The organism is Sphingomonas arenae (genome assembly GCF_016924655.1).
GTDB lineage: Bacteria > Pseudomonadota > Alphaproteobacteria > Sphingomonadales > Sphingomonadaceae > Sphingomicrobium > Sphingomicrobium arenae.
In genome coordinates this window covers 404,902-428,633 of sequence record NZ_JAFFJU010000001.1, presented here as the reverse complement: position 1 = coordinate 428,633, position 23,732 = coordinate 404,902, and the positions used below count along the sequence as shown (strand labels likewise).

General features: G+C 66.9%; 20 protein-coding genes. 13 read left to right on the top strand and 7 right to left on the bottom strand.

Going from position 1 to position 23,732, the window contains the following annotated elements:
* The first annotated feature begins 91 nt into the window (after positions 1–91).
* Positions 92–1,531 carry a M20/M25/M40 family metallo-hydrolase gene (locus tag JT720_RS02155; protein WP_205479049.1) on the top strand — a complete coding sequence of 480 codons (1,440 nt, stop codon included), beginning with the start codon at positions 92–94 and terminating at the stop codon, positions 1,529–1,531.
* A gap of 22 nt (positions 1,532–1,553) precedes the next feature.
* Here JT720_RS02155 and JT720_RS02150 read toward each other — a convergent pair whose 3' ends face one another.
* Positions 1,554–1,940: a hypothetical protein gene (locus JT720_RS02150; protein WP_205479047.1), complete on the bottom strand. Its 387-nt coding sequence runs from the start codon at positions 1,938–1,940 to the stop codon at positions 1,554–1,556.
* Between the two features lie 141 nt (positions 1,941–2,081).
* Here JT720_RS02150 and mdh point away from each other — a divergent pair, with 141 nt between their 5' ends.
* The 8 genes from mdh to JT720_RS02110 all read left to right on the top strand — a co-directional run bounded on the left by mdh (position 2,082) and on the right by JT720_RS02110 (position 11,623).
* Positions 2,082–3,047, top strand: coding sequence for a malate dehydrogenase (gene mdh / locus JT720_RS02145; RefSeq protein ID WP_205479046.1), 966 nt, complete (start codon positions 2,082–2,084; stop codon positions 3,045–3,047).
* Positions 3,044–3,928 carry a succinate--CoA ligase subunit alpha gene (sucD, locus tag JT720_RS02140; protein WP_205479044.1) on the top strand — a complete coding sequence of 295 codons (885 nt, stop codon included), beginning with the start codon at positions 3,044–3,046 and terminating at the stop codon, positions 3,926–3,928. Before mdh ends, sucD begins: the two co-directional genes overlap by 4 nt.
* Positions 3,929–3,934: 6 nt before the next feature.
* The gene (locus JT720_RS02135) at positions 3,935–6,760 is read left to right on the top strand and encodes a 2-oxoglutarate dehydrogenase E1 component (protein WP_205479042.1); all 2,826 of its coding nucleotides are present in this window, start codon (positions 3,935–3,937) and stop codon (positions 6,758–6,760) included.
* Between the two features lie 13 nt (positions 6,761–6,773).
* Positions 6,774–8,018, top strand: a complete 1,245-nt coding sequence (gene odhB, locus JT720_RS02130; protein WP_205479040.1) for a 2-oxoglutarate dehydrogenase complex dihydrolipoyllysine-residue succinyltransferase — start codon at positions 6,774–6,776, stop codon at positions 8,016–8,018.
* A 102-nt stretch (positions 8,019–8,120) separates the two neighbouring features.
* A complete protein-coding gene (gene lpdA, locus JT720_RS02125; protein WP_205479038.1) occupies positions 8,121–9,512 on the top strand; it encodes a dihydrolipoyl dehydrogenase in 1,392 nt (463 codons plus the stop codon).
* Positions 9,512–9,964 carry a hypothetical protein gene (locus JT720_RS02120; protein ID WP_205479036.1) on the top strand — a complete coding sequence of 151 codons (453 nt, stop codon included), beginning with the start codon at positions 9,512–9,514 and terminating at the stop codon, positions 9,962–9,964. Before lpdA ends, JT720_RS02120 begins: the two co-directional genes overlap by 1 nt.
* A gap of 97 nt (positions 9,965–10,061) precedes the next feature.
* Positions 10,062–10,934: an alpha/beta hydrolase gene (locus tag JT720_RS02115; RefSeq protein ID WP_205479035.1), complete on the top strand. Its 873-nt coding sequence runs from the start codon at positions 10,062–10,064 to the stop codon at positions 10,932–10,934.
* Entirely contained in the window at positions 10,931–11,623 is a 693-nt protein-coding gene (locus tag JT720_RS02110; RefSeq protein WP_205479033.1) for a PepSY domain-containing protein, read from the top strand. The genes JT720_RS02115 and JT720_RS02110 overlap by 4 nt, the downstream gene beginning before the upstream one ends.
* Here the strand turns inward: JT720_RS02110 and sppA are convergent, their stop codons facing one another.
* Positions 11,624–13,492 carry a signal peptide peptidase SppA gene (gene sppA, locus JT720_RS02105; protein ID WP_205479031.1) on the bottom strand — a complete coding sequence of 623 codons (1,869 nt, stop codon included), beginning with the start codon at positions 13,490–13,492 and terminating at the stop codon, positions 11,624–11,626.
* A 119-nt stretch (positions 13,493–13,611) separates the two neighbouring features.
* Here sppA and JT720_RS02100 point away from each other — a divergent pair, with 119 nt between their 5' ends.
* The 4 genes from JT720_RS02100 to JT720_RS02085 all read left to right on the top strand — a co-directional run bounded on the left by JT720_RS02100 (position 13,612) and on the right by JT720_RS02085 (position 16,409).
* Positions 13,612–15,006: an MATE family efflux transporter gene (locus JT720_RS02100; RefSeq protein ID WP_205479030.1), complete on the top strand. Its 1,395-nt coding sequence runs from the start codon at positions 13,612–13,614 to the stop codon at positions 15,004–15,006.
* A 160-nt stretch (positions 15,007–15,166) separates the two neighbouring features.
* Positions 15,167–15,373 (top strand): cold-shock protein, encoded by a 207-nt coding sequence (locus JT720_RS02095; RefSeq protein ID WP_192585683.1) that lies wholly within the window; start codon positions 15,167–15,169, stop codon positions 15,371–15,373.
* 61 nt (positions 15,374–15,434) lie between these two features.
* Complete coding sequence (locus JT720_RS02090) at positions 15,435–15,632, top strand: hypothetical protein (protein ID WP_205479028.1); 198 nt, start codon at positions 15,435–15,437, stop codon at positions 15,630–15,632.
* 201 nt (positions 15,633–15,833) lie between these two features.
* Positions 15,834–16,409 (top strand): DUF4334 domain-containing protein, encoded by a 576-nt coding sequence (locus JT720_RS02085; RefSeq protein WP_205479026.1) that lies wholly within the window; start codon positions 15,834–15,836, stop codon positions 16,407–16,409.
* Here the strand turns inward: JT720_RS02085 and JT720_RS02080 are convergent.
* The 5 genes from JT720_RS02080 to metH form a co-directional block, all read right to left on the bottom strand.
* Positions 16,382–16,696 (bottom strand): GNAT family N-acetyltransferase, encoded by a 315-nt coding sequence (locus JT720_RS02080; RefSeq protein WP_205479024.1) that lies wholly within the window; start codon positions 16,694–16,696, stop codon positions 16,382–16,384. The genes JT720_RS02085 and JT720_RS02080 overlap by 28 nt on opposite strands.
* 8 nt (positions 16,697–16,704) lie before the next feature.
* Entirely contained in the window at positions 16,705–17,517 is an 813-nt protein-coding gene (locus JT720_RS02075; protein ID WP_205479022.1) for an arginyltransferase, read from the bottom strand.
* A 141-nt stretch (positions 17,518–17,658) separates the two neighbouring features.
* Positions 17,659–18,879 (bottom strand): threonine ammonia-lyase, encoded by a 1,221-nt coding sequence (locus JT720_RS02070; RefSeq protein ID WP_205479020.1) that lies wholly within the window; start codon positions 18,877–18,879, stop codon positions 17,659–17,661.
* A 43-nt stretch (positions 18,880–18,922) separates the two neighbouring features.
* Positions 18,923–20,923, bottom strand: coding sequence for a protein-disulfide reductase DsbD family protein (locus JT720_RS02065; protein ID WP_205479019.1), 2,001 nt, complete (start codon positions 20,921–20,923; stop codon positions 18,923–18,925).
* Positions 20,924–21,115: 192 nt separating this feature from the next.
* On the bottom strand, positions 21,116–23,731 hold the full coding sequence (gene metH, locus JT720_RS02060) for a methionine synthase (RefSeq protein WP_205479018.1): 2,616 nt from the start codon (positions 23,729–23,731) through the stop codon (positions 21,116–21,118).
* Position 23,732: the final 1 nt, after the last annotated feature.

Here is a 23,732-nt window from a genome sequence, read left to right as displayed (position 1 = left end):
GACAAGCTCAGGGTGAGCGCTTAGGATGGTCCGGCTCTGTTGCGCTCACGCTGAGCCTGTCGAAGCGTGGGCTGGATTGTTGGGGGGTTCCATGCACCGCATCGCCTTTGTCCTTGCCGCTTCGTTACTGTCCACCACCGCCGCCAGCGCCGCGAACCCGGTGACTCAGCCGACCAAGCTCAGCCCGGAGTGGCAGGCGAAGACGCGCGCGCTCTACAAGGCTGTGGTCGAGTTCCCCACGGTCGAAGGCCGCAACGAGAACCAGAAGATGGCCGAGTATCTGGCGGGACAGTTCCGCGCGGCCGGTTGGAACGCTGACGACATCAAGATCCTGCCCTACGAAGGCGGACCCGGGAACAATACCGCGGCATTCGTCGCCCGGTGGCGCGCCGATCGGCCTACCGCCAAGCCGATCCTCCTATTGGCCCACATGGACGTGGTGGAGGCCCGCCGCTCCGACTGGCAGCTCGACCCATTCAAGCTCGTCGAAAAGGACGGCTATTTCTACGGTCGCGGGACCGGCGACAACAAGGCAGGGCTGACCGGTGTCGTCACCTCGCTGCTGAAGCTACGGGCAGCCGGCTTCAAGCCGAAGCGCGACATCATCGTCTTCTTCACCGGTGACGAGGAGACCGGCGGTCGCGGTGCCGAGCTGGGCGCTACCCAGTGGCGCGAACTGATCGACGCGGAATTTGCCCTCAACTCCGATGGAGGCGGCGGCGCGTTCACAGCGGACGGACGTCCGCTCGGATACGGACTGCAGACGGCGGAGAAGACCTACCAGAGCTACAATCTGACCGTCCGGAACCGCGGCGGCCACAGCTCCCGTCCGCGCCCCGACAACGCGATCTACGAGCTTGCGACCGCGCTGAAGAAGCTGGAGGCGCATCGCTTCACGCCCATGCTCAACGAAACGACGCGCGGCTATTTCGCAGCGCGCGCCAAGCAGGAGGGGAACAGCCCGCTCGGCCAGGCGATGCGCGCATGGCTCGCGAATGAAAAGGACGCCTCAGCGGCGGACGCAATTGAGGCGAATGAGCTCGAGGTGGGGCTGACCCGGACCCGCTGCGTCGCGACCATGCTCGAAGGCGGCCATGCCGACAACGCGCTACCCCAGATGGCTCGCGCCGGGGTCAACTGCCGGATCATGCCAGGGGTGCAGCCCACGGCCGTAGAAGCAGAGCTGAAGCAGCTGTTCGGAGCGGCTGTTGAGGTGACGCCCAAGGACAATTACGTGGGCAAGCCTACCGACGCATCGCCGCTTCGTCCCGACGTCGTGAAGGCCTACACGGACGCGGTGCACGCATTCCATGGCCCGTCCGTTGACGTGATCCCGCAGATGTCCACGGGTGCAACGGACGGTCTGTTCTTCCGCGCCGTCGGCATCCCGGTCTACGGCGTGGATGGAAGCTGGGGCATCTCGCCGGACGACGAGCGCGCCCATGGCCTTGATGAGCGCATGCCGGTGCGCGCCATCTACGACAACACCCTGTTCTGGGAGATGATGCTGAAGCAGTTGGCCGGGAGGTGAGGGAGCTCCCGATCGGCCGTCTTTAGCGCAGGAGCGCGCTGATCACCTGCTCGATGATCAAGGTCCTGGGGTCGACCCGGTACACATAGCCGTCGCCATAATAATAGCGGTCATTCGGGTCGAAGCCGTATCGCTGGCGCAGGTCGTACGGAATCTGGTCGTACCTCCACCGCGACCCGTAGTCGCTCGGATAACGCTGGCCCACGCGGTACAGCTTCTTGGCCTGGCCCGGAGGCAGGCACCCGTTGTTCTTCTTGGCCAGTCCCGGCGGGCAGCTCCCGTAGCCTGCCGGTTGACCGTGACCCGCATGAGGGTTGCCCTTCCCCGGCTTTGCGTCGGCCGGGCTGGCGGCGAGAGCGAGCAGCGTTGCGCCCGCGAGCAGAAATGCCTGTTTCATGTCGCGGATCATGCCGGAAAGGTAATGAACGAACTCTGACTTGCAGGCCCTTCCTCGGGTTGCCCCGTGGCCGTCCCCGGTCTAGAGCGCGCGGCGCATGCCGCCCCGCCCGGAGCGGCCCTCACATTCTATAAAGGGAAGCGAAGCACCCTCATGGCCCGCAAGAAGATCGCCCTCATCGGCGCCGGCATGATCGGCGGAACTTTGGCCCACCTCGCCGCGAAGAAGGAAATGGGCGACATCGTCCTGTTCGACATCGCCGAGGGCCTGCCGCAGGGCAAGGCGCTGGACCTGGCGCAGTGCGGGCCGATCGAGGGCTTCGACGCGAATATCAAGGGCACCAACGACTACGCCGATATCGCGGGCGCCGACGTCATCATCGTGACGGCGGGCGTGCCCCGCAAGCCGGGCATGAGCCGCGACGATCTGCTCGGCATCAACCTCAAGGTGATGAAAGCGGTTGGCGAGGGCATCAAGGCTCACGCGCCCGACGCTTTCGTCATCTGCATCACCAACCCGCTTGATGCGATGGTCTGGGCGCTGCGCGAGTTCTCCGGACTGCCGCACAACAAGGTCGTCGGCATGGCGGGTGTACTCGACAGCGCGCGCTTTGCGACCTTCCTGGCATGGGAGTTCGGCGTATCGGTCAAGGACGTGAATGCCTTCGTGCTCGGCGGCCACGGCGACACGATGGTTCCGGTGACCAGCTACACCACCGTCAGCGGTATTCCGGTCGATGACCTCGTCAAGATGGGCAAGTCGTCCAAGGAGCGCATCGACGAGATCGTCAAGCGCACCCGCGGCGGCGGCGGCGAGATCGTCGGCCTGCTCAAGACCGGCTCGGCTTATTATGCCCCCGCGACCAGCGCCATCGCCATGGCCGAAGCCTATCTCGGCGACCAGAAGCGCATCCTCCCGTGCGCCGTCTATGTGGAGGGCAAGTACGGTCTCGACGGCCTCTACGTCGGCGTGCCGGTGGTGATCGGTGCCGGCGGCGCGGAAGAGGTGATCGAGATCGACCTCGACGATGAGGCCAAGCAGAACCTCCAGGTCAGCGTCGGCGAGGTGAAGGGTCTGCTGGAGGCTTGCAAGCAGATCGACGGGAGCCTCGGCGCGTGAGCATCCTCGTCAACAAGAATACCCGCGTCATCACGCAGGGCATGACCGGCGAGACCGGGACCTTCCACACGCAACAGGCGCTCGCCTACGGCACGCAGATGGTCGGCGGCGTCACTCCCGGGAAGGGTGGCACGACCCACCTCGACCTACCGGTGTTCGACACGGTCGAGGAAGCGGTGGAGAAGACCGGCGCTGACGCGTCGGTCATCTACGTGCCGCCGCCCTTCGCCGCGGACTCGATCCTCGAGGCGATCGACGCGGAAGTGCCGCTGATCGTCTGCATCACCGAGGGCATTCCGGTGCTCGACATGGTGAAGGTCAAGCGCGCGCTCGACGGCTCCAAGTCGCGGCTGATCGGGCCGAACTGCCCGGGCGTGCTCACCCCGGACGAGTGCAAGATCGGCATCATGCCGGGCAATATCTTCAAGAAGGGCAGTGTCGGCGTTGTCTCGCGCTCAGGCACGCTGACCTACGAGGCGGTGTTCCAGACAACCAACGAGGGCCTCGGCCAGACCACCGCGGTCGGCATCGGCGGCGATCCGGTCAAGGGCACCGAGTTCATCGACATGCTCGAGATGTTCCTCGCCGACGACGAGACCAAGTCGATCATCATGATCGGTGAGATTGGCGGCAGCGCGGAAGAGGAAGCAGCCCAGTTCCTGGCGGACGAGGCTAAGCGCGGCCGAAGCAAGCCCACCGTCGGCTTCATCGCCGGCCGCACCGCCCCTCCCGGCCGGCGCATGGGCCATGCCGGCGCGATCGTTGCCGGCGGCAAGGGCGACGCGGACTCCAAGATCGCAGCAATGGAAGCGGCTGGAATTAAGGTCTCCCCAAGCCCATCTGAGCTAGGCCGTACCCTCACGGAGCTCCTCAAAGGTTAAGTGATCATGGACTCGATGGCGTTCGAGGCGGAACAGGGACCGAGCTGGCAGCGGCCGAACTGGCCGGTGTCCGAGCTTGACGACATCAACCTGGGCCTCGACCCGACCGAGGCGACAATCGAGAAGGTCGCGAAGGCGGCGAAGGCGCAGGCCGTCGCTGCCGGCGTCACGGACGAAGGCACCATTCGCCGCGCCGCGGAGGACAGCATCCGCGCGATGATGCTGATCCGAACCTACCGGGTGCGCGGGCACCTGGCCGCCAACCTCGATCCCCTCGGTCTGTCCACGCGCGAGCTCCCGGCAGACCTCACGCCCGCCTACCACGGCTTCACCGATGCCGATCTCGACCGCCCGATCTTCATCGGCGGCGCGCTCGGACTGCAACAGGCCTCCGTACGCGAGATCGTCCGCATCCTGCAGGCTAACTATTGCGGCCACGTCGGCCTTGAATACATGCACATCAACGACCTGGAGGAGCGGCGCTTCCTCCAGGAGCGCATGGAAGGCCGTGACAAGGAGATCAGCTTCACGCCCGAGGGCAAGCAGGCGATCCTTGAGAAGGTGATCCACGGCGAGCAGTGGGAGAAGTTCCTCGCTCGCAAGTATGTCGGGACCAAGCGCTTCGGCCTGGACGGCGGCGAGAGCATGATCCCCGCCCTCGAGGGCGTGATCAAGTACGGCGGCCAGTATGGCGTCGAAGAGGTCGTGATCGGCATGGCCCACCGGGGGCGGCTCAATGTCCTCGCGAACGTCATGGGCAAGCCCTACCGCGCCATCTTCAACGAGTTCGCGGGCGGCAGTGCCAATCCGCAGGACGTGGGCGGCTCGGGCGACGTCAAGTACCACCTCGGCACGTCCTCGGACCGCGAATTCGACGGCATCAAGGTCCACCTCTCGCTCCAGGCCAACCCGTCGCACCTGGAGGCGGTGAACCCCGTGGTCCTCGGCAAGGCCCGCGCCGTGCAGGTCATCAAGGCCGACCAGGAAGGGGACAAGGTCCTTCCGGTTCTCCTCCACGGCGACGCCGCATTCGCCGGCCAGGGCATCGTCTGGGAATGCCTCGGCTTCTCGGGGCTCCCGGGCTACAACACGGGTGGTTGCCTGCACTTCGTCATCAACAACCAGGTCGGCTTCACCACCTCGCCCCAGTTCGCCCGCTCTTCGCCCTACCCGTCGGACGTGGCCAAGGGCATCCAGGCCCCCATCCTGCACGTCAACGGCGACGATCCGGAAGCGGTCACCTTCTGCTGCAAGCTCGCAATCGAGTTCCGCCAGCAGTTCAACCGCGACATCGTGATCGACATGTGGTGCTACCGCCGCTTCGGCCACAATGAGGGTGACGAGCCGAGCTTCACCCAGCCGCTGATGTACGACGCGATCCGCAAGCATCCGCCGGTCAGCGAACTCTACGGCAAGCGCCTGATCGCCGAGGGTGTGGTCGATCAGGCCTGGATCGACGAGAAGACCAAGCAATTCACCACCCACCTCGAGGGCGAGTTCGAGGCGGGCGCCAACTATCTGCCGAACAAGGCCGACTGGTTCGAGGGCCGCTGGGCGGGCCTCAACCGTCCCGACGAGCCCGTCGGCGGTCGCCGCAACACCGGCACGGCGGTCAGCGACGCGACGCTGGACGAGGTCGGCCGAGTGCTGACCACAATCCCCGAGAGCTTGACCGTCCACAAGACCCTGCAGCGCATCCTGGATGCCAAGAAGCAGATGTTCGCGTCCGGCGACGGCTTCGACTGGGCCACCGCCGAGGCACTCGCGTTCGGCAGCCTGATCGCGGAGGGGCACAACGTCCGCCTTTCCGGCCAGGACAGCGGCCGCGGCACGTTCAGTCAGCGGCACGCGGTCTGGACCGACCAGAAGACCGGCAACAAGTTCGTGCCCCTGACCACCATCGAGGGCGGCCGGTTCGAGGTCCGGGATTCGCCGCTCTCCGAGTTCGGCGTGCTCGGCTTCGAATATGGCTACAGCCTCGCCGACCCGCGCACCTTGGTGCTGTGGGAAGCGCAGTTCGGCGACTTCGCCAACGGCGCGCAGGTCATCATCGACCAGTTCATCGCGTCGGGCGAAGCGAAGTGGCTGCGGGCCAGCGGCCTCGTCCTTCTGCTGCCGCATGGGTTCGAGGGGCAGGGGCCGGAGCACAGCTCCGCCCGGCTGGAGCGCTATCTCCAGCTCTGCGCCGAGGACAACATGCAGGTGGCGAACTGCACGACTCCGGCCAACTACTTCCACCTCCTTCGCCGGCAGCTGCTGCGCGACTTCCGCAAGCCGCTGGTCGTCATGACCCCCAAGTCGCTCCTCCGGCACAAGCTCGCCGTTTCGAGCCGCGCGGATTTCACCGGCGACAGCCATTTCAAGCGTATCCTCAGCGATACCAACCCGCCTGCAGAAGGGCAGACCAAGCGGTTGGTGCTGTGCTCCGGCAAGATCGCGTACGAATTGATCGAAGCGCGCGACGCGGCCGGCGCGAAGGACATCGAGGTCGTCCGGGTCGAGCAGCTCTACCCGTTCCCGTCCGAGCCGCTGGTCAAGCGCCTGCAGGCTATGCCGAAGCTCGAGGAAGTCGTCTGGGCGCAGGAAGAGCCGCGCAACAACGGGTCGTGGTTCTTCGTCGAGCCATTCCTCGAGGAGTGCCTGAAGCAGAGCGGGCACAACCTTCGTCCGCGTTACGCCGGACGTCCTGCGGCCGCCTCACCGGCCACCGGGCTCGCCAAGCGGCACGCGCGGGAGCAGACGGACCTGATCGGCGACGCGCTGGGCACCCCCCATTCCACAAATGCGGCGGTTGAGGCTAAGCAGCCGGCGCCGGCACAAGCTAACGCCTGAGGACAGAACAAGAATGGGCATTGAGGTCAAAGTCCCCGCTCTGGGCGAGAGCATCACCGAAGCGACCTTGGGCCAGTGGCTCAAGAAGCCCGGCGACCCCGTGGCGGCCGACGAGCCGGTGGCAAGCCTCGAGACCGACAAGGTCTCGGTCGAGGTGCCGTCGCCCGTGGCTGGCGTGTTCGGAGAAGCGCTGGTCAGCGAGGGCGACACGGTCAACGTCGGCGCGGTGATTGCCACGATCGGCGACGGAGCGGGTGCTTCGGCTGCTCCCAGCGATCCCGCGCCGGCGGCAGCCCAGGCCGAGGCTCCAGCCGAGCCGGCTCAACCGCACGACCTGAGCGATGCCGAGGCATCTTCGCTGCGCCTCAGCCCGGCCGTGCGCCGCGCTGTTCTTGAAGCAGGGATCGATCCCTCCACGATCAAGGGCTCCGGCAAGGACGGCCGCCTGACCAAGGACGATGTCGTCGCCGCGGCGGAAGCGAAGAAGACTGGTGCTCCCGCTCAGGCCGCAACCCCGCCGAGCCCGCCTGCCTCGACGACCGCCGCCACCACGAGTGAGCGCCGCGAGGAACGCGTCCGCATGACGCGGCTGCGGCAGACGATCGCGACGCGCCTCAAGGACGCGCAGAACACGGCGGCGCTGCTGACCACGTTCAACGACGTGGACATGAGCGAGGTCATCGCCGCCCGCGCCCGCTACAAGGACCTGTTCGAGAAGAAGCACGGCATCCGCCTCGGTTTCATGGGCTTTTTCGTGAAGGCGGTAGCGCTGGCGGCGCGCGACGTTCCCGCGGTCAACGCCCGCATCGACGGCGACGAAATCGTCTACCACGACTATCTCGACGTGTCGGTCGCCGTGTCCGCGCCCAAGGGCCTGGTGGTCCCGGTGATCCGCTCCGCCGACCGGATGAGCTTCGCCGAAATCGAGCAGGCGATCGCCGGGTTCGGCAAGAAGGCGAAGGAAGGCACGCTCACCGCCGAGGACATGAAGGGCGGCACTTTCACCATTTCCAATGGCGGGGTCTTTGGCTCCCTCCTCTCCACCCCGATCATCAACCCGCCGCAGTCGGCCGTGCTCGGCATGCACCGGATCGAGGAACGGCCGGTGGTCAAGGACGGGCAGATCGTCGCGCGGCCGATGATGTACCTGGCGCTCTCGTACGATCACCGGCTGATCGATGGTCGTGAGGCAGTGACCTTCCTCGTCCGCATCAAGGAAGCGATCGAAGATCCGACCCGGCTGTTGATTGACCTTTAGGCAAGAAGAAGCGCGCTCACCCTGAGCCTGTCGAAGGGTGACCTCCACGTTCGAGAAGCTCACATTTCGACAAGCTCAATCTGAGCGCATTGGGAAAGACCCATGGCAGACTACGACTTCGACGTTCTCATCATCGGTGCCGGCCCCGGCGGCTACGTCGCCGCGATCCGCGCCGCGCAACTCGGGCTCAAGACGGCCTGCGTCGAAAGTCGCGAGACCCTGGGCGGCACCTGCCTCAACGTTGGGTGCATCCCCTCCAAGGCCTTGTTGCATGCGTCCGAGCTGTTCGAGGAAGCCGCGCACGGCCACATGGCGCAGTGGGGCATCACGGGCGAGTTCAAGCTTGATCTCGACAAGATGCACGCGGGCCGGAAGGAAGCGGTCGGAGGCCTCACGAAGGGCATCGAGTTCCTGTTCAAGAAGAACAAGGTGGAATGGCTCAAGGGTCAGGCCACCTTCGAAAGCAAGGACAGTGTCCGCATTGGCGACCGCACGGTCCGCGCCAAGAACATCGTGATCGCGACCGGCTCGTCCGTCACCCCGCTTCCGGGCGTCACGGTCGATCAGCAGCGGATCGTCGATTCCACCGGCGCACTCGAGTTGCCGCAGGTTCCTGAGCACCTGGTCGTGATCGGCGGCGGCGTCATCGGCCTAGAGCTTGGGTCCGTCTGGCGGCGGCTCGGGGCCAAGGTCACCGTTGTCGAGTATCTCGACCAGATCCTGCCCGGCATGGACGAGGAAGTCCGCAAGGAAGCCAACAAGATCTTCAAGAAGCAGGGCTTCGAGTACAAGCTCGGAACGAAGGTCACCGGCGCGCAGGCGAACGGCAATGGTATTACCGTGACGGTCGAACCCGCCAAAGGCGGCGCGGCCGAGACCATCGAGGCCAGCCACGTCCTCGTCTCCATCGGCCGTCGTCCGAACACGGAAGGCCTCGGCCTCGACAAGGCCGGCCTCACGGTCAACAACCGCGGCCAGATCGAGACCGACCACAGCTTCCGCACGTCCGTGCCCGGCATCTGGGCGATCGGCGACGTGATCCCCGGTCCTATGCTCGCCCACAAGGCGGAGGATGAGGGCATTGCGGTGGCCGAGAACATCGCCGGCCTGACCGGGATCGTGAACCACGCGGTCATCCCGTCCGTGGTCTATACCACGCCGGAGATCGCGGGCGTCGGCTTGACCGAGGAGCAGGCCCGGGCCGAGGGCGAGGTCAAGGTCGGCAAGTTCCCGATGATGGCGAACAGCCGCGCGAAGACCAACCGCGAGCCTGACGGCTTCATCAAGGTCATCGCCGACGCCAAGACGGACCGCGTGCTCGGCGTCTGGATGATCAACAATCTCGCCGGCACCATGATCGCACAGGCGGCGCAAGCAATGGAGTTCGGCGCCACGTCGGAAGACATCGCCTACACCTGCCACGCGCACCCGACCCACGCCGAGGCCTTCAAGGAAGCGGCGATGGCGGTCCGCGGCAAGCCGATCCACATCTGATGACAGGCGCGCTGCTCGCCTTGGCCGGCGCTGCAGCATTGGCCCCAGGCTTTGCGCCATTGCAAGCCTGGGTCGGGATTTGCTGGACCGGCCAGGTTTCGCCGACAGCGGTCGACCGGCATTGCTTTTCCGCGATCCTGGACGGGCGGCACGTCCGCGACGAACACCAGGTCAGCGTTGGCGGGCGCGTCGTTTACGCCGGTGAAACGCTTTACAGCCTCGAAGGCGAAGAGCTTTTGTTCACCTACTACACCTCCCTTGGCGGAATTGGGCGAGGCGTGGTGCGGAAGGGCTCGGCGGGCCTGACCTTCACCGGCACCATGCGGGCGAACCCCTCGGCATCGCCAAAGCCCTTCCGATCGGACTGGCGAATGACGAGCCCGGCCGGCTACGAAGTGACGACTGATGGGAAGACGGTGATTTTCCGTTCTGGCCCGGAGCCTGCACGTTGAACCGTCACCTGCCACCCCCTCCCGCACTACACCGAGGCTTGTCACGAGCCGGCGATGGTGTCTTCGGCAAGCCAGCCCACATTTGAGGAGAAGCGCCATGACCGAGCGAATCCGCTTCGAGGTGGAAGGCAGCTCCGTCGTTGGCGACCTCCACCTCCCCACCGCTCCCGGCCAGCATCCGGCTGTGGTCGTTGCCGGCCCAATGACCAGCGTGAAGGAGCAAGTGACTGGCGTTTACGCCGCCGCGCTAGCACGGCGCGGCATAACGGCGCTGGCGATCGATCATCGTGGGTACGGCGAAAGCGAGGGTGAGCCGCGCCAGTACGAACATTGGGGTCGCAAGATCGCCGATCTCCACGCCGCTCTCGATCATCTGAAGTCACGTGAGGATGTGTCTGGCGTCGGCCTTGCCGGCGTTTGCCTTGGGTCCGGCTATGCCGCCACAGCCGCCTCGCAGCGCCAGGACATCCGCGCTCTCGGGCTGGTGGTCGGCTACTATCGAGACCCAGCCGCCATGCGCAATGCCGATCCGGACGGCTTCGACGCCAAGGTCGCAGAAGGGCGGGCGGCCCGTGAGCATTATGAAGCAACCGGAGAGGTCGTGACCATTCCCGCTGTCGCGCTCGACGGCGATGCGGCGATGCAAACCGCTGAGCTTTTCGACTATTACGGCACCTCCCGGGCCGGGGTCGCGAACTACACCAACGCTTTCGCCGTCATGTCCCGCGAGCATTTTGTCCCCTTCGATGTTCAGCAAGCCGCACCGAAGCTGCGCCAACCTGTTCTGATGATCCACGGGGAGAACGCCCTTTCGCGGCATTGGGCACGGCAGTTCCACGACGCCTTGCCCGGCGAGAAATCCATGCATTGGCTCGACGGCGCCAGCCAGGTCGCGTTCTACGACAGTCCGGACCTGGTCGCGCAAGCCGCGGATCTTCTGGCAGCACACTTCCAGCGACACCTCGCGTGAAGGTTCGCCAGACCCTTCGCCGCTGGCACATCTGGCTGGGCTGGCTGGTTGGTATCCCCATGCTGTTCTGGACTGTGTCGGGCGTGATCATGGTCTGGAAGCCGATCGAGGAGGTGCGCGGCAGCGATCTTCTCGCCGATCCGCCGCCCGCGCGGCTGACAGCGCCGCCCGTGGTCCCCCCCCAGGTCGCTGGACTGCCTGTCGAGCGCCTGGCGCTGGAGCCGCGGGCCGACGGACCGCGCTGGGTCATCGCGCTGGCGGGCGGACCCAAGCGGCTAGCCGACCCGCTCACCGGACGCCTGCTCCCCGCGCTCGGGCCCAGTGACGCCGCGCGGGAGGTCACCAGCCGCTACCGTGGCAGGGCGTCGGTCGCCACCGTCCGCCGCACCTCCGCCGACGCTCCCCCGCTCGACCTGCGCCGACCAGTCGCCACATGGGCCGTCGAGATGACGGACGGAACGCGCTTCTATGTCGACGCGGCCACCGGCGAGATCCTCGCCCGCCGCACCCGCTGGTGGCGCATCTACGACTGGATGTGGGGCCTCCACATCATGGACCTCGACACTCGCGAGGACACGCACAACCCTTGGGTGCTGGGCTTCGGCCTCGCCGCCCTGTTCACCAGCTTTCTTGCGCTGTTCCTCCTTCCGCTCAGCGTTCGCCGCCGCCGAAAGACGAACAGCGACTGATCAGCGCCGGGCGAGCCAGCCCAGCAGGTTGCCAAGCAGCGACTGTTCCTGGGACGCGACCCGCGGAGCTGCACCCACCGCCGGCCCGCACTCCAGGCACCGCACCTGCACCGTCGGCCCCGTTAGGATCGCGCGCGCGTCGGCCATCGCGGACACCAGCTGCAGTTCGTGCCGTGCTCCGATGGCCGCAAAGGCGTCGACACCCTCTGCCTCTTCCTCGCCCTGCAGCATGTCGAGCACGGCCGCCCAGGAGCTCCGCGGACGTTCCAGGTAAGTGACCTTGCGCTCCTCGCCGAGGTTGGCCAGCTGCGCCGCCTTGGCGATCGCCGCGTCCATCCCCCCGAAGCTGTCCACCAGTCCGAGTTGCCGCGCCGTGCCGCCGGCCCAGACGCGCCCCTGCGCGATCTGGTCGATCTGCTGCGGGGTCTTGCCCCGGCTCTGCGCCACGATCGCGAGAAAGCGGCGGTAGATGCTCTCCACCCCCATCTGCACCAGGCGGCCTGCCTCGGGCGAGGGGCCGTTCAGCAGGTCGGGCTCCCCGGACAGCGGCGTGGTCTTCACCCCGTCGGCGCCGATACCCAGCTTCTCCAGGCTGCCCTGGAAACTCGGCAGGATCCCGAACACACCGATAGATCCGGTGATGGTGGAGGGCTCGGCCATGATGTGGTCCGCACCCGTCGCCACCCAGTAGCCGCCCGATGCGGCGACATTGCCCATCGACGCGACCACCGGGATGTTCTTCGCCTTGGCCTGCAGCAGCGCCTGCCGGATACGCTCGGACGCGGTTGCCGATCCGCCCGGGGAGTCGATCCGAACCACCAGCGCCTTGATCCGGTCACTGGCGAGGCCCTTCTCGATCGCCTCCGCGATGCTGTCGCCGGCCGCCGTGCCTCGCGGAGCGCGACCATCGACGATCGTCCCGGCCACGGTTACCACTCCGATCGGCCCCTTCTCGGCGCTCGTGTCGGTGGCCGCGAGATAGTTCTCCAGCTTGATGCGGTTGTAGCCGCCGCGGGCCGTCTTGTTCTCGCCGCCAAGCGCCGCCAGCCGCGCCTCGAACTCGCGCCGGCTGCCGACCTTGTCGACCAGTCCCGACCGCAAGGCCGCCTGCGCGAAGTCGCCACCGGCCGCGGTCACCGCCGCCGCCGGATCACGGATGTACGGCTCGAGCCGCGCTTTGCCGCGTGCCTGGCGCACGTCCTGGAGCCAGCTTTCGAACAGGTTGCCGGCCAGTTCCTGGGCGTTCTGCCGCGCCTCGGGCGACATGTCGCTGCGGACGAATGGCTCCACCGCGGACTTGTAGGTGCCGACGCGATAGACGTTCGCGGTCACGCCCAGCTTGTCGAGCAGGCCCTTGAAATACAGGTTGTTGCCGCCCGGCCCGGCGATGGCGACCGTTCCCATGGGATTGAGCCAGACCTCCGAACCGTGTGCGGCCAGCTGGTAGGCATCGTCGGTATAGGCCGTCGCATAGACCAGGACCGGCTTGCCGGCGCGCCGCACCTCGCTGAGCGCCTCGCCAACCTCGCCGATGGCCGACACGCCGCCGCCGCCGAAGCGATCGAGGTCCAGCGCAACGGCCTTCACCCGCTCATCGTCCTTGGCGCGCAGCAGCGAGGCGCGAAGCTGGCGCAGCGCATATTCGCGCGGTCCGCTGCCGCCGCTCAGCAAGGCGCCCGGATCGGCCTCTGCCGGCTGCTCCACGATCGGGCCCCTCAGGTCCATCGTCAGCACGCCTTCCGCCACGGCTGGGGAGGGGCGGGCGGACAGGATCGCGTAGAGGGCACCGAAGAACAGCAACATGAAGACCAGGACCAGCCCGTCCTTCACGCCGACCAGCAGATGCCACACACCCCGAACGAACCGCATCGGTCCTGCACTCCTCTTTGCCTTGCCATTCCGCTAGCCGACGCCGGGCACCCCGGTAAGGGGGTTTCGACCAACGACGACTTAACGAACGGCAACGCAGCGGCTAGGCGCTTCCTCCCATGCCGATCCCCGTCGCCTCTGCTCCCGCCAACTGGCGCGAAGAGCTCCGTGCGATGCTTCGGCTCGGCGGGCCGCTGGTGCTCGCCAATCTCGCGCAAATTGCCATCACCACCACCGACGTGCTGATGGTCGGATGGCTGGGGGCAGAGCCGCTCGCGGCATCGGCGCTCGCGGTCAACCTGTTCAACATCATCCTCTTTTCGGGGATGGGTCTCGGCGTGGCGACGGCGCCGTTGATTGCTGCCGCCCTTGGAGCCCGCCGCCACGCCGTGCGCGAGACGCGGCGCAGCTTCCGCATGGGCCTGTGGCTGGTCAGCTTCTACGCGGCGGCCGGCCTCCTGGTCCTCGCCAACGCCGAACAACTATTCATCCTGTTCGGCCAGGATCCGCGTCTCTCCGCACAGGCGGCCGTTTACATGAACGTAATCATGTGGGCGATCTGGCCCGCCCTGGTGATCGCGGTCTTCCGCACGCTGCTCACCGCCTTTGACCGGACCGCGATCACGTTGGTCGTGACCCTGGCGGGCGTTGTCCTGAATGCCGGCCTCAACTGGCTGCTGATCTTCGGCAACTGGGGCGCTCCCAGGCTGGAACTCGTCGGCAGCGCCATCGCCAGCCTGATCACCAACCTCGCCATGGCGCTCGCGCTCGGCCTCATCATCCGCTTCGCCCCGCGCTTCCGCCGGATGCACCTGTTCGGGCGGCTGTTCCGGCCCGATTGGTCGCGGCTGAAGCGGCTCTGGGTCGTCGGCCTGCCGATCGCCGGAAGCTGGGCGTTCGAGGTGACGGTGTTCAGCGCCGCCGTCTACCTGATGGGCCTGATCGACACGGTCTCCGTCGCGGCGCACGTCATTGCGCTTCAGCTGGCCTCCCTGACCTTCATGGTGCCGATGGGGCTCGCGCAGGCGGTCACCATCCGCGTGGGCCTGGGCTATGGAGCGCAGAACCCGGCTTGGGTCAGCCTGGCCGGCCGGGTGGCGTTCGGGCTCACCATGGTCTTCATGGCCAGCGCGGCCCTCGTCATGTGGACCTTCCCGCGAGAACTGGCCGGATTGTTCCTCGATCGCACCAGGCCGGACAGCGGTCCGGTCCTGGACCTTGCCGTGCGATTCCTCGTCATCGCCGCCGTCTTCCAGCTGGCCGACGGCGCCCAGGTCGTGGGCGCCGCCATGCTGCGTGGCCTCCAGGATACGCGCGTTCCGATGATCTATGCGGGCTTCGGCTACTGGCTATGCGGCCTCGGCAGCGGAGCGGTGCTGGCGTTCGTTCTGGGCTGGCGGGGAGTGGGCGTGTGGACCGGCTTGGCGATCGGCCTGGCGATCGTCGCGGCCCTCATGCTGACCCGCTGGAGCAGGCGCGAACGGCTCGGGTTGGTGCCCGCCGTTCCGCGCTAATTCGCGGCCGGGTTTGCAATCGGGGCGCGCGGCCCCATATAGGTTTCGCTACTAGTCGCATTCAGTCGGTCTTCGGTGCTTTGCGGCTCCACTTCCTTCTCGCTCGCCTCTCTTAGCAATTGGAGAGGTCGGCCATCGGCCTCAGGAAGGAACCAACATCATGATCACCGGAACCGTTAAATTCTTCAACGCCGATAAGGGCTATGGCTTCATTCAGCCGGAGGACGGCAGCTCGGACGCGTTCGTGCACATCAGCGCGGTTGAGGCCGCCGGAATGCGCACGCTCGATCGCGACCAGCGCGTCACCTACGAGCTCGAGAATGACCGGCGCGGCCGGGCCAGCGCAGTGAACCTGCAGAGCGCCTAAACTGACAGGAGGCTCCTTCGCTCACCGGCGGAGGAGCCTCTTTCTCAAGGAGGACCACCGAATGGTGACCATCACATTCTATGAGGAGCGTGCGGCGGAGTGCCGTCAGCAAGCGACCGAGGCCTCCCTGACCAACGTCCGCGAACGCTGCCTGAGTGCAGCCGAAGCCTGGGACAATATGGCGGCGCGTCTGAAGAAGACCAAAGCCTATCGCGACACGAACGAGCAGGGCTCCGTGAGTACCGCACTCGCGGACTGACGAGCTCGATCAATACTTTTACCCGCGCCCACCCCGAGCCTGTCCAAGGTCGTTGGAGCCGCCTCTCACCCGCGCTCACCCTGAGCCTGTCGAAGGGTGGAAGAGTACGCTTGGACAAGCTCAGCGTGAGCGCGAACAGACTTCATCTCCCCTTCTTTTGCCGGACTTGCCCGAGTCCCGTTCCTGTCCGACACTCGGTCCATGCCGGACAACACCGACAACCTATCTCGCCTAACCGAGTTGGAGCCCGCAGCTCCGCTTCCAGACGTCCTGCGATTCTACGACAGCCTACCGCCCGTGCCCGTGGATGCCATCCTGGGCTCCTGGCGCGGCGCAGAGCTGGCCACCGGCCACGCCTTCGACGGACTGCTCGGACCCTCGGGCTGGCACGGCAAGCGCTTCCGCTCTCCCGACGATGTCGATCCCCTGATCTTCCGCCGGACCAACGGCCGGCTCTTCGCGGGCAATCCGGCAATCATGCCGATCGGACTGATCCAGCGCTTGCCGGGGCTTGCCAGGCACCCGCTCTCCGCCGCCCTGTTTCGCAAGATCGCGCCGTGGCTCGCAACCAAGCGCGCGCGTGCGCGGCTGCGCCTGACGGAATATCGCGGTGTTACGACCGCCACGATGATCTACGACGATCTGCCGATCAACGACGTCTTCCGGATGATCACCCCGGACGTCGTTCTCGGCGCCATGGACATCCGGGGGTCGGCAAACCCCTTCTTCTTCACTCTCCGGCGCGAACCTCAGCCGAGCCCGAGCAGCTTGGCGTAGCTGGGGTCCAGCAGGTCGTGAGTCTCGGCATGCCGCTTCATGTAGCTCGCGAAGAAGGGGCACTGCGGCATCACCTTCAGCCCTTCTGACCGCGCCGCATCCAATCCCGCCCGGATCAGGCGACTGCCGAGCCCCTGGCCCTCATGCTTCGGCGGAACTACGGTGTGCGGGAACAGGATGGCGTTCTTCAGCCGCTTGTACTCGGCAAAGGCGACCTCCCCATCGTCGAGCACGATCTCGAACCGTTCCTCCTCGCGATTGTCCCGGACGGGAAGCTCGGACCCCATGCGCGGCTCTAGACCTTGAGCAGTCCCAGCCGCCGCTCAGTCGGTGCCGCGTGCGTCACGCCGCGGTCGGCGGGGAGTCGTCCCTGCGGCGCTTCGAACCGCCGCCAACCGTCGCGGCCCAGCCGCTCCAGCGGCCGGAAGTTGGCCTTGTAGCCCATCCGGTCCGATCCCTCGACCCAGTAGCCAAGGTACACATAGGGCAGGCCGGCGCGGGCGGCCCGGGTGATATGGTCGAGGATGATGAAGGTGCCCAGCCCTTTGCGCGCCGACGGACCGGCATCGTAAAAGCTATAGATCATGCTCAGCCCATCGCCCTGCTGGTCGCTGAGGCAGGCGCCGACCAGCTTGCCCGGCCGGCCGTTCACCGACGGCTCGCGATACTCCACCACGAAGGTCCGCACGGGGGTCTGCTCGACCATGTCGGCGAAGTCGTTCTCGTCCATCTCAGCCATGCCGCCGCCCGGATGGCGGATGGCAAGATAGCGGCGCAGCAGGTCGAACTGCTCCTGGGTCGTCCACGGCTTGCAGGCCGTCACCTCCAGGTCGGCGTGACGCCGCATCAACTTGCGCTGGGTGGGGGTGGGCTCGAACTCGTCCGCGACGACCCGCACCGACACGCAGGCGCTGCAATCGATGCAGCTCGGGCGATACGCCACCGACTGGCTCCGGCGGAACCCGATCCGCCCGAGCGCCTCGTTCAGTTCACCGGCATGGGCGCCCGACAATTCGGTGAACACCTTCCGCTCCACCTTGCCGGGCAGGTACGGGCACGGGCTCGGCGAGGTGACGAAAAACTTCGGAAAGCGAAACGGTGCGCTCAAGGGGCCGCCCTCAAGATGGTTACGAGCTCGTTTATGCTTGTGCTCAACGCTCTTGGAAAGAGGTGGAGCCATCAGGAAGGTGGTTAATGAGGCGAGCTGTGCCAAGGCGGGGCAGGCGAAATCCCCGCGAGGGCCGCAAACCTAGTCCAGCGAGGCTCGCGTCACGTGGAATCCCGCCTCCTCCAGCTTCGCCACCAGCCGGTCGATGCTCTCCGAATCCCGCGCTTCGCATTCCACTTCGATGACCGTGTCCTTGGCCGGCAGCCGGGTGAAGATCCGGTGGTGGTTGGTCTCGATGATGTTCACGCCGACCTCGAAGAACTTGGCCGTGATTGCGGCCAGCGCACCCGGCCGGTCCTGCGCCGCGATCCGCAGCCGCGCGATCCGCCCGCAACGCACCAGCTCGCGGATCAGCACGTTGGCCAGCAGGTGCGTGTCGATGTTCCCGCCGCACAGGATCGTCCCGACCTTTCTGCCCCGGAACCGCTCCGGCTCCGCCAGGATGCGCGCCAGCCCCGCCGCGCCGGCGCCTTCGACCACGGTCTTTTCGATCGCGACCAGCAGCGCCACCGCATGCTCGATGTCCCGCTCGGCCACCAGGTCGATCCGGTCTACCCTCTCCCGGATGATCCGCCGCGTGAGCTCGCCCGGCTCCTTGACCGCGATGCCCTCGGCCAGCGTGTCGCCGCCAATCGCCGTCTCGGTGCCGTCAATGACATTCTTCATCGACGGGTAGAGCTCCGCCTCCACCCCGACGACCTCGATGTCCGGCCGCAGCGTCTTGGTCGCGATCGCGACGCCTGAGATCAGCCCGCCGCCCCCGATCGGCACCACCAGGGTGTCGAGCTCCGGCACGGCCGCGATCATCTCCAGCGCGATCGTGCCCGTGCCCGCGATGATGTGCGGATCGTCGAACGGATGCACGAAGACCAGCCCCTCGGCGGCCTCCAGCTCCCGCGCATGGGCGTAGGCATCGTCGAAGCGCTCGCCGAACAGGATTACCCGTGCGCCATGCTCCTCCGTCTGCATCACCTTCACGGTGGGCGTGGGCTTTGGCATGACGATGGTCACCGGGATGCCGAGGCGCTTGGCGTGGTAGGCCACCGCCTGCGCGTGGTTGCCCGCGCTGGCCGCGATCACGCCCCGGCGACGCTCGTCCGCATCCAGGTGGAGCAGCTTGTTCAGCGCGCCGCGCTCCTTGTAGGCGGCGGTGAACTGCAGGTTCTCAAACTTCAGGTAGACCTCCGCCCCCGTGATCTCCGACAGGGTCCGGCTCTTCAGCGTCGGACTGCGCAGGACGGCCCCTTCGATGCGGGCAGCGGCGGCGCGGATATCTTCGATAGTGGGGGAGGGCAGGTCCATGGGGCTGCGGCCTAGCGGCTCGGGCCGGAGGCGACAATGCCGCTCAGCCCCGGCGCTGCGCCCGCTCCGTCAGCATGCCGGGAGTGAGCACCTGCGGCAGCTCCTCCGGCTCGGCCTGCCCCGGCTCATACCACAGGTAGAGCGGCACGCCCGCTCGGCCGCGGCTTTCGAGGAAGCGGGTGATCGCCGGATCGCCGTTGGTCCAGTCGCCCGCGAGCAGCTCTACGCGATTGGCCTTGAATGCTTCGCGCACGCTGTCCCTGTTGATCGCTCCGGCCTCGTTGACCTTGCACGTCAGGCACCAGTCCGCGGTGAAGTAGACGAACGCCGGCCGGCCCTCCTTGAGTGCGGCTGCGACCCGCTCTTCGCTCCACTGCGCGGTTCCCGTAGGTACGCGGCTCGCCACCGCCATTTCCCCGCGTCCGAGGCCCAGGATCGGCAAAGACGCCGCAACCAGCGCCAGCACCACGGCCGGACCCAGCGCCGGCTGACCCGAGCGCTGCCGCCGACCCGCAAGCGCCAGCGCGAACCCCAGCAGAACGACCGCCACGGTTCCGGCCAGCAGCGGACTCCAGCCGCCCTGCCGCCACAGCAGCCACAGGCAGCCCGCGGCCGTCGCGGCCATCGGAATGGCGAGGAAGCGCTGGAGTCGCTGCATCCATGGACCCGGCCTGGGCAGGCGACGCCGCAGCGCGGGCACGAAAGCGACCAGCAGGAAGGGGATCGCCAGCCCCAGGCCGAGCGCCGCAAACACCAGCACCGCGCCGGCCGCCGGCAGCAGCAGCGCGGTCCCCAGGGCAGCCCCCAAGAACGGACCTGCGCAGGGCGTCGCCACGAACGCCGCAAGCGCGCCCGTTGCGAACCCGCTTCGAGGGCTGGTCTCTCCACCGATCACGGGCAGCCGGAACAGCCCCAGCAGATTAAGCGTGATCGCGACCGACAGCAGCAGCAGGATGAGAATGGTCCGGGGGTCCTGAAGCTGGAAGGCCCAGCCGGCCGCGCTTCCTCCTGCTCGGATTGCCAACAGGATCAGCCCCAGCGCGCCCGTTCCGATCACTGCCCCGGCCGTGTACGCCAGCGCGTCGCGCCGAGCTTCCCGCTCGCCCGAGCCCGCCTTGGCGAGCGCCAGCGCCTTCAGCGCAAGAATCGGGAACACGCATGGCATGAGGTTGAGCAACAGTCCGCCGACCAGCGCGCCGAGCACCGCCAGCAGGATCGCGTCCGCTCCGTCACCCCCAAGTGGCCGCCCGCCTTCGGGCACAGGCCCCGGAACCGCCTCGAACGACAGCCCGCGCCCGTCCCCCAGCGACAGCACTCCGGAAAAGCGCCGCGGCTCTCCGGAACGGCGCGGAAGCTCTGCAACCAGCGTGTCGCCCGATCGCCGGAACTGCTGCTCGCCGGCATAATCGACCGTCCCGTCCTCGGCCGGAAAGACATAGGGCTCGCCAATCGTGACGCTCCGCGGCAGCGGAATGGCGAGGCGGAGCTTGTCCCTGCTCAGGGCGAACCTGGTCGGGCTACCGAGGGGGCGAGGCAGCTTCTGCCGCCATTCGTCGAAGCGGGCACTCTCGTCAGGCCCGCCTCCAATCGGGATGTCGAGGGAGAGGCTTCCCTGCTCGGGCACGCAGATCTTGTCGGTGCAGGCCAGCCATTGCGCCTCGGCCCGGACCGGCAGGATCCCGCTGGCATTCGCCGGAACCTTCAGCCGGGTGAGCACCGCGTAGGGCCCCTTGTAGACATAGTTCATGAGGCCGGCGATCGTCAGCCGCTCGGGCACCGGATAGCGCAGCGGTCCCACGCTCGTGCCCTGTGGCAGCTGCCACTCCACGCTCATCGACTGGCCCGCGTCGCCCGGGTTCTCCCAATAGCCGTGCCAACCCGCTTCCGGGGTCATCACGATGGCGAGGTCGACCTCGCTCCCGGGCCGCACTGGCCCATCCACGACCAGCTGAGGCGTGATCGCGGTGTTGCCGGATGGCCGCAGCTGCGCGGCGGCCGGGTGCGCAGCAAGGAAGGTCAGCAGCAGAAGGAAGAAGCGAAGCATCAGCCCAATAGCGTCATTGCGAACCGAAGGTGAAGCAATCCCTCCCGAGGACCGGGGCATGCGCTCACGCTGAGCCTGTCGAAGCGTCTTTCCCCACCCTTCGACAAGCCCAGGGTGAGCGCCGGGCCTCCTGCAGGGCCTTGCGACAGAGTCTAGAGGAATGGACTCATCATCCCGCTCGCGACGGCAAGTTCAGTCCAGGTTTGGCCGGAGCCAGCGCGTCGCGGTCTCCACGTCCACGCCGCGCCGCTCGGCATAGTCCTCCAGCTGGTCGGGTCCGATCCGGGCCACGCCGAAGTAGGCACTCTCCGGATGGGCGAAGTAGAAGCCCGACACGGCCGACGCCGGCATCATCGCGAAGCTCTCCGTCAGGCGTACGCCCGCGCCTTCGCCCAGCAGTTCCAGCAGCAGGGGCTTCAAGCTGTGGTCCGGGCAGGCGGGATAGCCCGGCGCCGGGCGGATGCCGCGGTAACGCTCCTTGATCAGGTCCTCGTTCGACAGGTGCTCGTCCGGCGCATAGCCCCACAGGACGGTCCGGACGTGGCTATGAAGCCGCTCCGCGAACGCCTCGGCGAGTCGATCCGCCAGCGCCTTCAGCAGGATGTCGCTGTAATCGTCGTTGTCCGCCTTGAACCGCTCAAGGTGCGGCTCGATGCCGTGGATCGCGACCGCGAAGCCGCCGATCCAGTCGTCCGCGGGCGCGACGAAGTCTGCCAGGCACATGTTGGGCCGACCCTGCCGCTTCTTCATCTGCTGGCGCAGGAAGGGCAGGCGCACCTCCTCGTTCCCGCCGATCACCAGCACATCGTCGCCCTCCCGGCGCGCCCGCCACAGGCCGACGACGGCGCGCGCCTGGAGCCAGCCTTCGCCGATGATCCGATCAAGCATCTGCTCGGCATCGATGAACAAGGTGCGCGCTTCCTTGCCGACCACGGGATCGTCGAGGATGGCAGGGAAGGTGCCGGCAAGCTCCCAGGCGCGGAAGAAGGGGGTCCAGTCGATGCAGCGTCGAAGGTCTTCCAGGCTCCAGCTCTCGAAGCAATGCACGCCCGGCTGGAGGGGCGTCGGCGCGGGCCTGGCCGCGTCTCCGTCGAAGCGGTTGGCGCGAGCTTCCTCAAGCGTGGCGAGATCGCTGGCGCCGCGGCCTTCGCGACTTTCCCGCAGTGACCGGTAGTCGTTGGCGGTGCGGTCGATCAGTTCCTGCCGCTGCTCGCCGTCACTGACCAAGGCCGACGCGACACCGACCGCGCGGCTCGCATCCAGCACGTGGATCACGGGCCCGGTGTAGGCCGGTGCAATCCGCAGCGCAGTATGCGCCCGGCTGGTCGTCGCTCCGCCGATCAGCAGCGGCATGCTGAGGCCGGCTCGCTGCATTTCGGAAGCGACGGTCACCATTTCGTCCAGGCTGGGCGTGATGAGCCCGGACAGGCCGATCATGTCCGCGTCCTGCTCCCGCGCCGTGTCGAGGATCGTCGTCCAGGGTGTCATCACGCCCAGATCGATCACCTCATAGCCGTTGCACTGGAGCACGACGCCGACGATGTTCTTGCCGATATCGTGCACGTCGCCCTTGACGGTCGCCATGACGATCCGACCCTTGCCCTTCGCGCTCTCGTCCTTCTCCAGCTCGATGTAGGGCAGGAGGTGCGCCACCGCCTTCTTCATCACGCGGGCGGACTTCACCACCTGCGGCAGGAACATCTTGCCGGAACCGAACAGGTCGCCGACGATGTTCATGCCGTCCATCAGCGGCCCTTCGATGACCTCGATCGGGCGCTTGGCCAATTGGCGGGCTTCTTCCGTATCCTCGACGATGAAGGCGTCGATGCCCTTCACCAGCGCATGCGCCAGGCGATCGTGCACCGGCCAGCTGCGCCAGGCCTCCGCTTCCTTCTCGGCCACTGCGTCCGTGCCGCGGAACCGTTCGGCCAGCGTGATCAGCCGCTCCGTCGCATCGTCCCGCCGGTCGAGGATGACGTCCTCGCACGCCTCGCGCAGTTCGGGGTCGATCGCGTCATAGACGTCCAGCTGGCCCGCATTGACGATGGCCATGTCCAGCCCCGCCGGGATGGCATGGTAGAGGAACACGCTGTGCATCGCTCGGCGAACCGGCTCGTTGCCGCGGAACGAAAAGCTGAGGTTGCTGAGGCCGCCGGAGATATGCGCGCCGGGGCAGCGGGCGCGGATTTCCCGCGCGGCTTCGATGAAATCCAGCGCGTAGCGGCGATGCTCGTCGATGCCGGTCGCAATGGCGAAGATGTTCGGGTCGAAGATGATGTCCTCGGCCGGAAAGCCGTTCTCCACCAGCAACCGGTAGGCCCGCTCGCAGATCTCGATCTTGCGCTGCGCCGTGTCGGCCTGGCCGGTCTCGTCGAAGGCCATGACCACGACCGCGGCGCCGTAGGCGCGCAGCGTCCGGGCCTGATCCAGGAACGGCTCTTCGCCTTCTTTCAGGCTGATCGAGTTGACGATCGGCTTGCCCGACACGCACTTGAGGCCGGCCTCGATCACGCTCCACTTGGAACTGTCGATCATCACCGGCACCCGCGCGATGTCCGGCTCGGCGGCGATCCGCTTCAGGAAGGTCGTCATCGCTGCTTCGCTATCGAGCAGCGCCTCGTCCATGTTGACGTCGATAATCTGCGCGCCGTTCTCGACCTGCTGGCGCGCCACCTCGACCGCCGCGTCATAATCGCCCGCTAGCACGAGTTTCTTGAACCGCGCGGACCCGGTGACATTGGTGCGCTCGCCGATGTTGACGAAGCGGGTGGCCGCGGCGGCGGCGCTGATGTCGGACTGAGCAGTCATG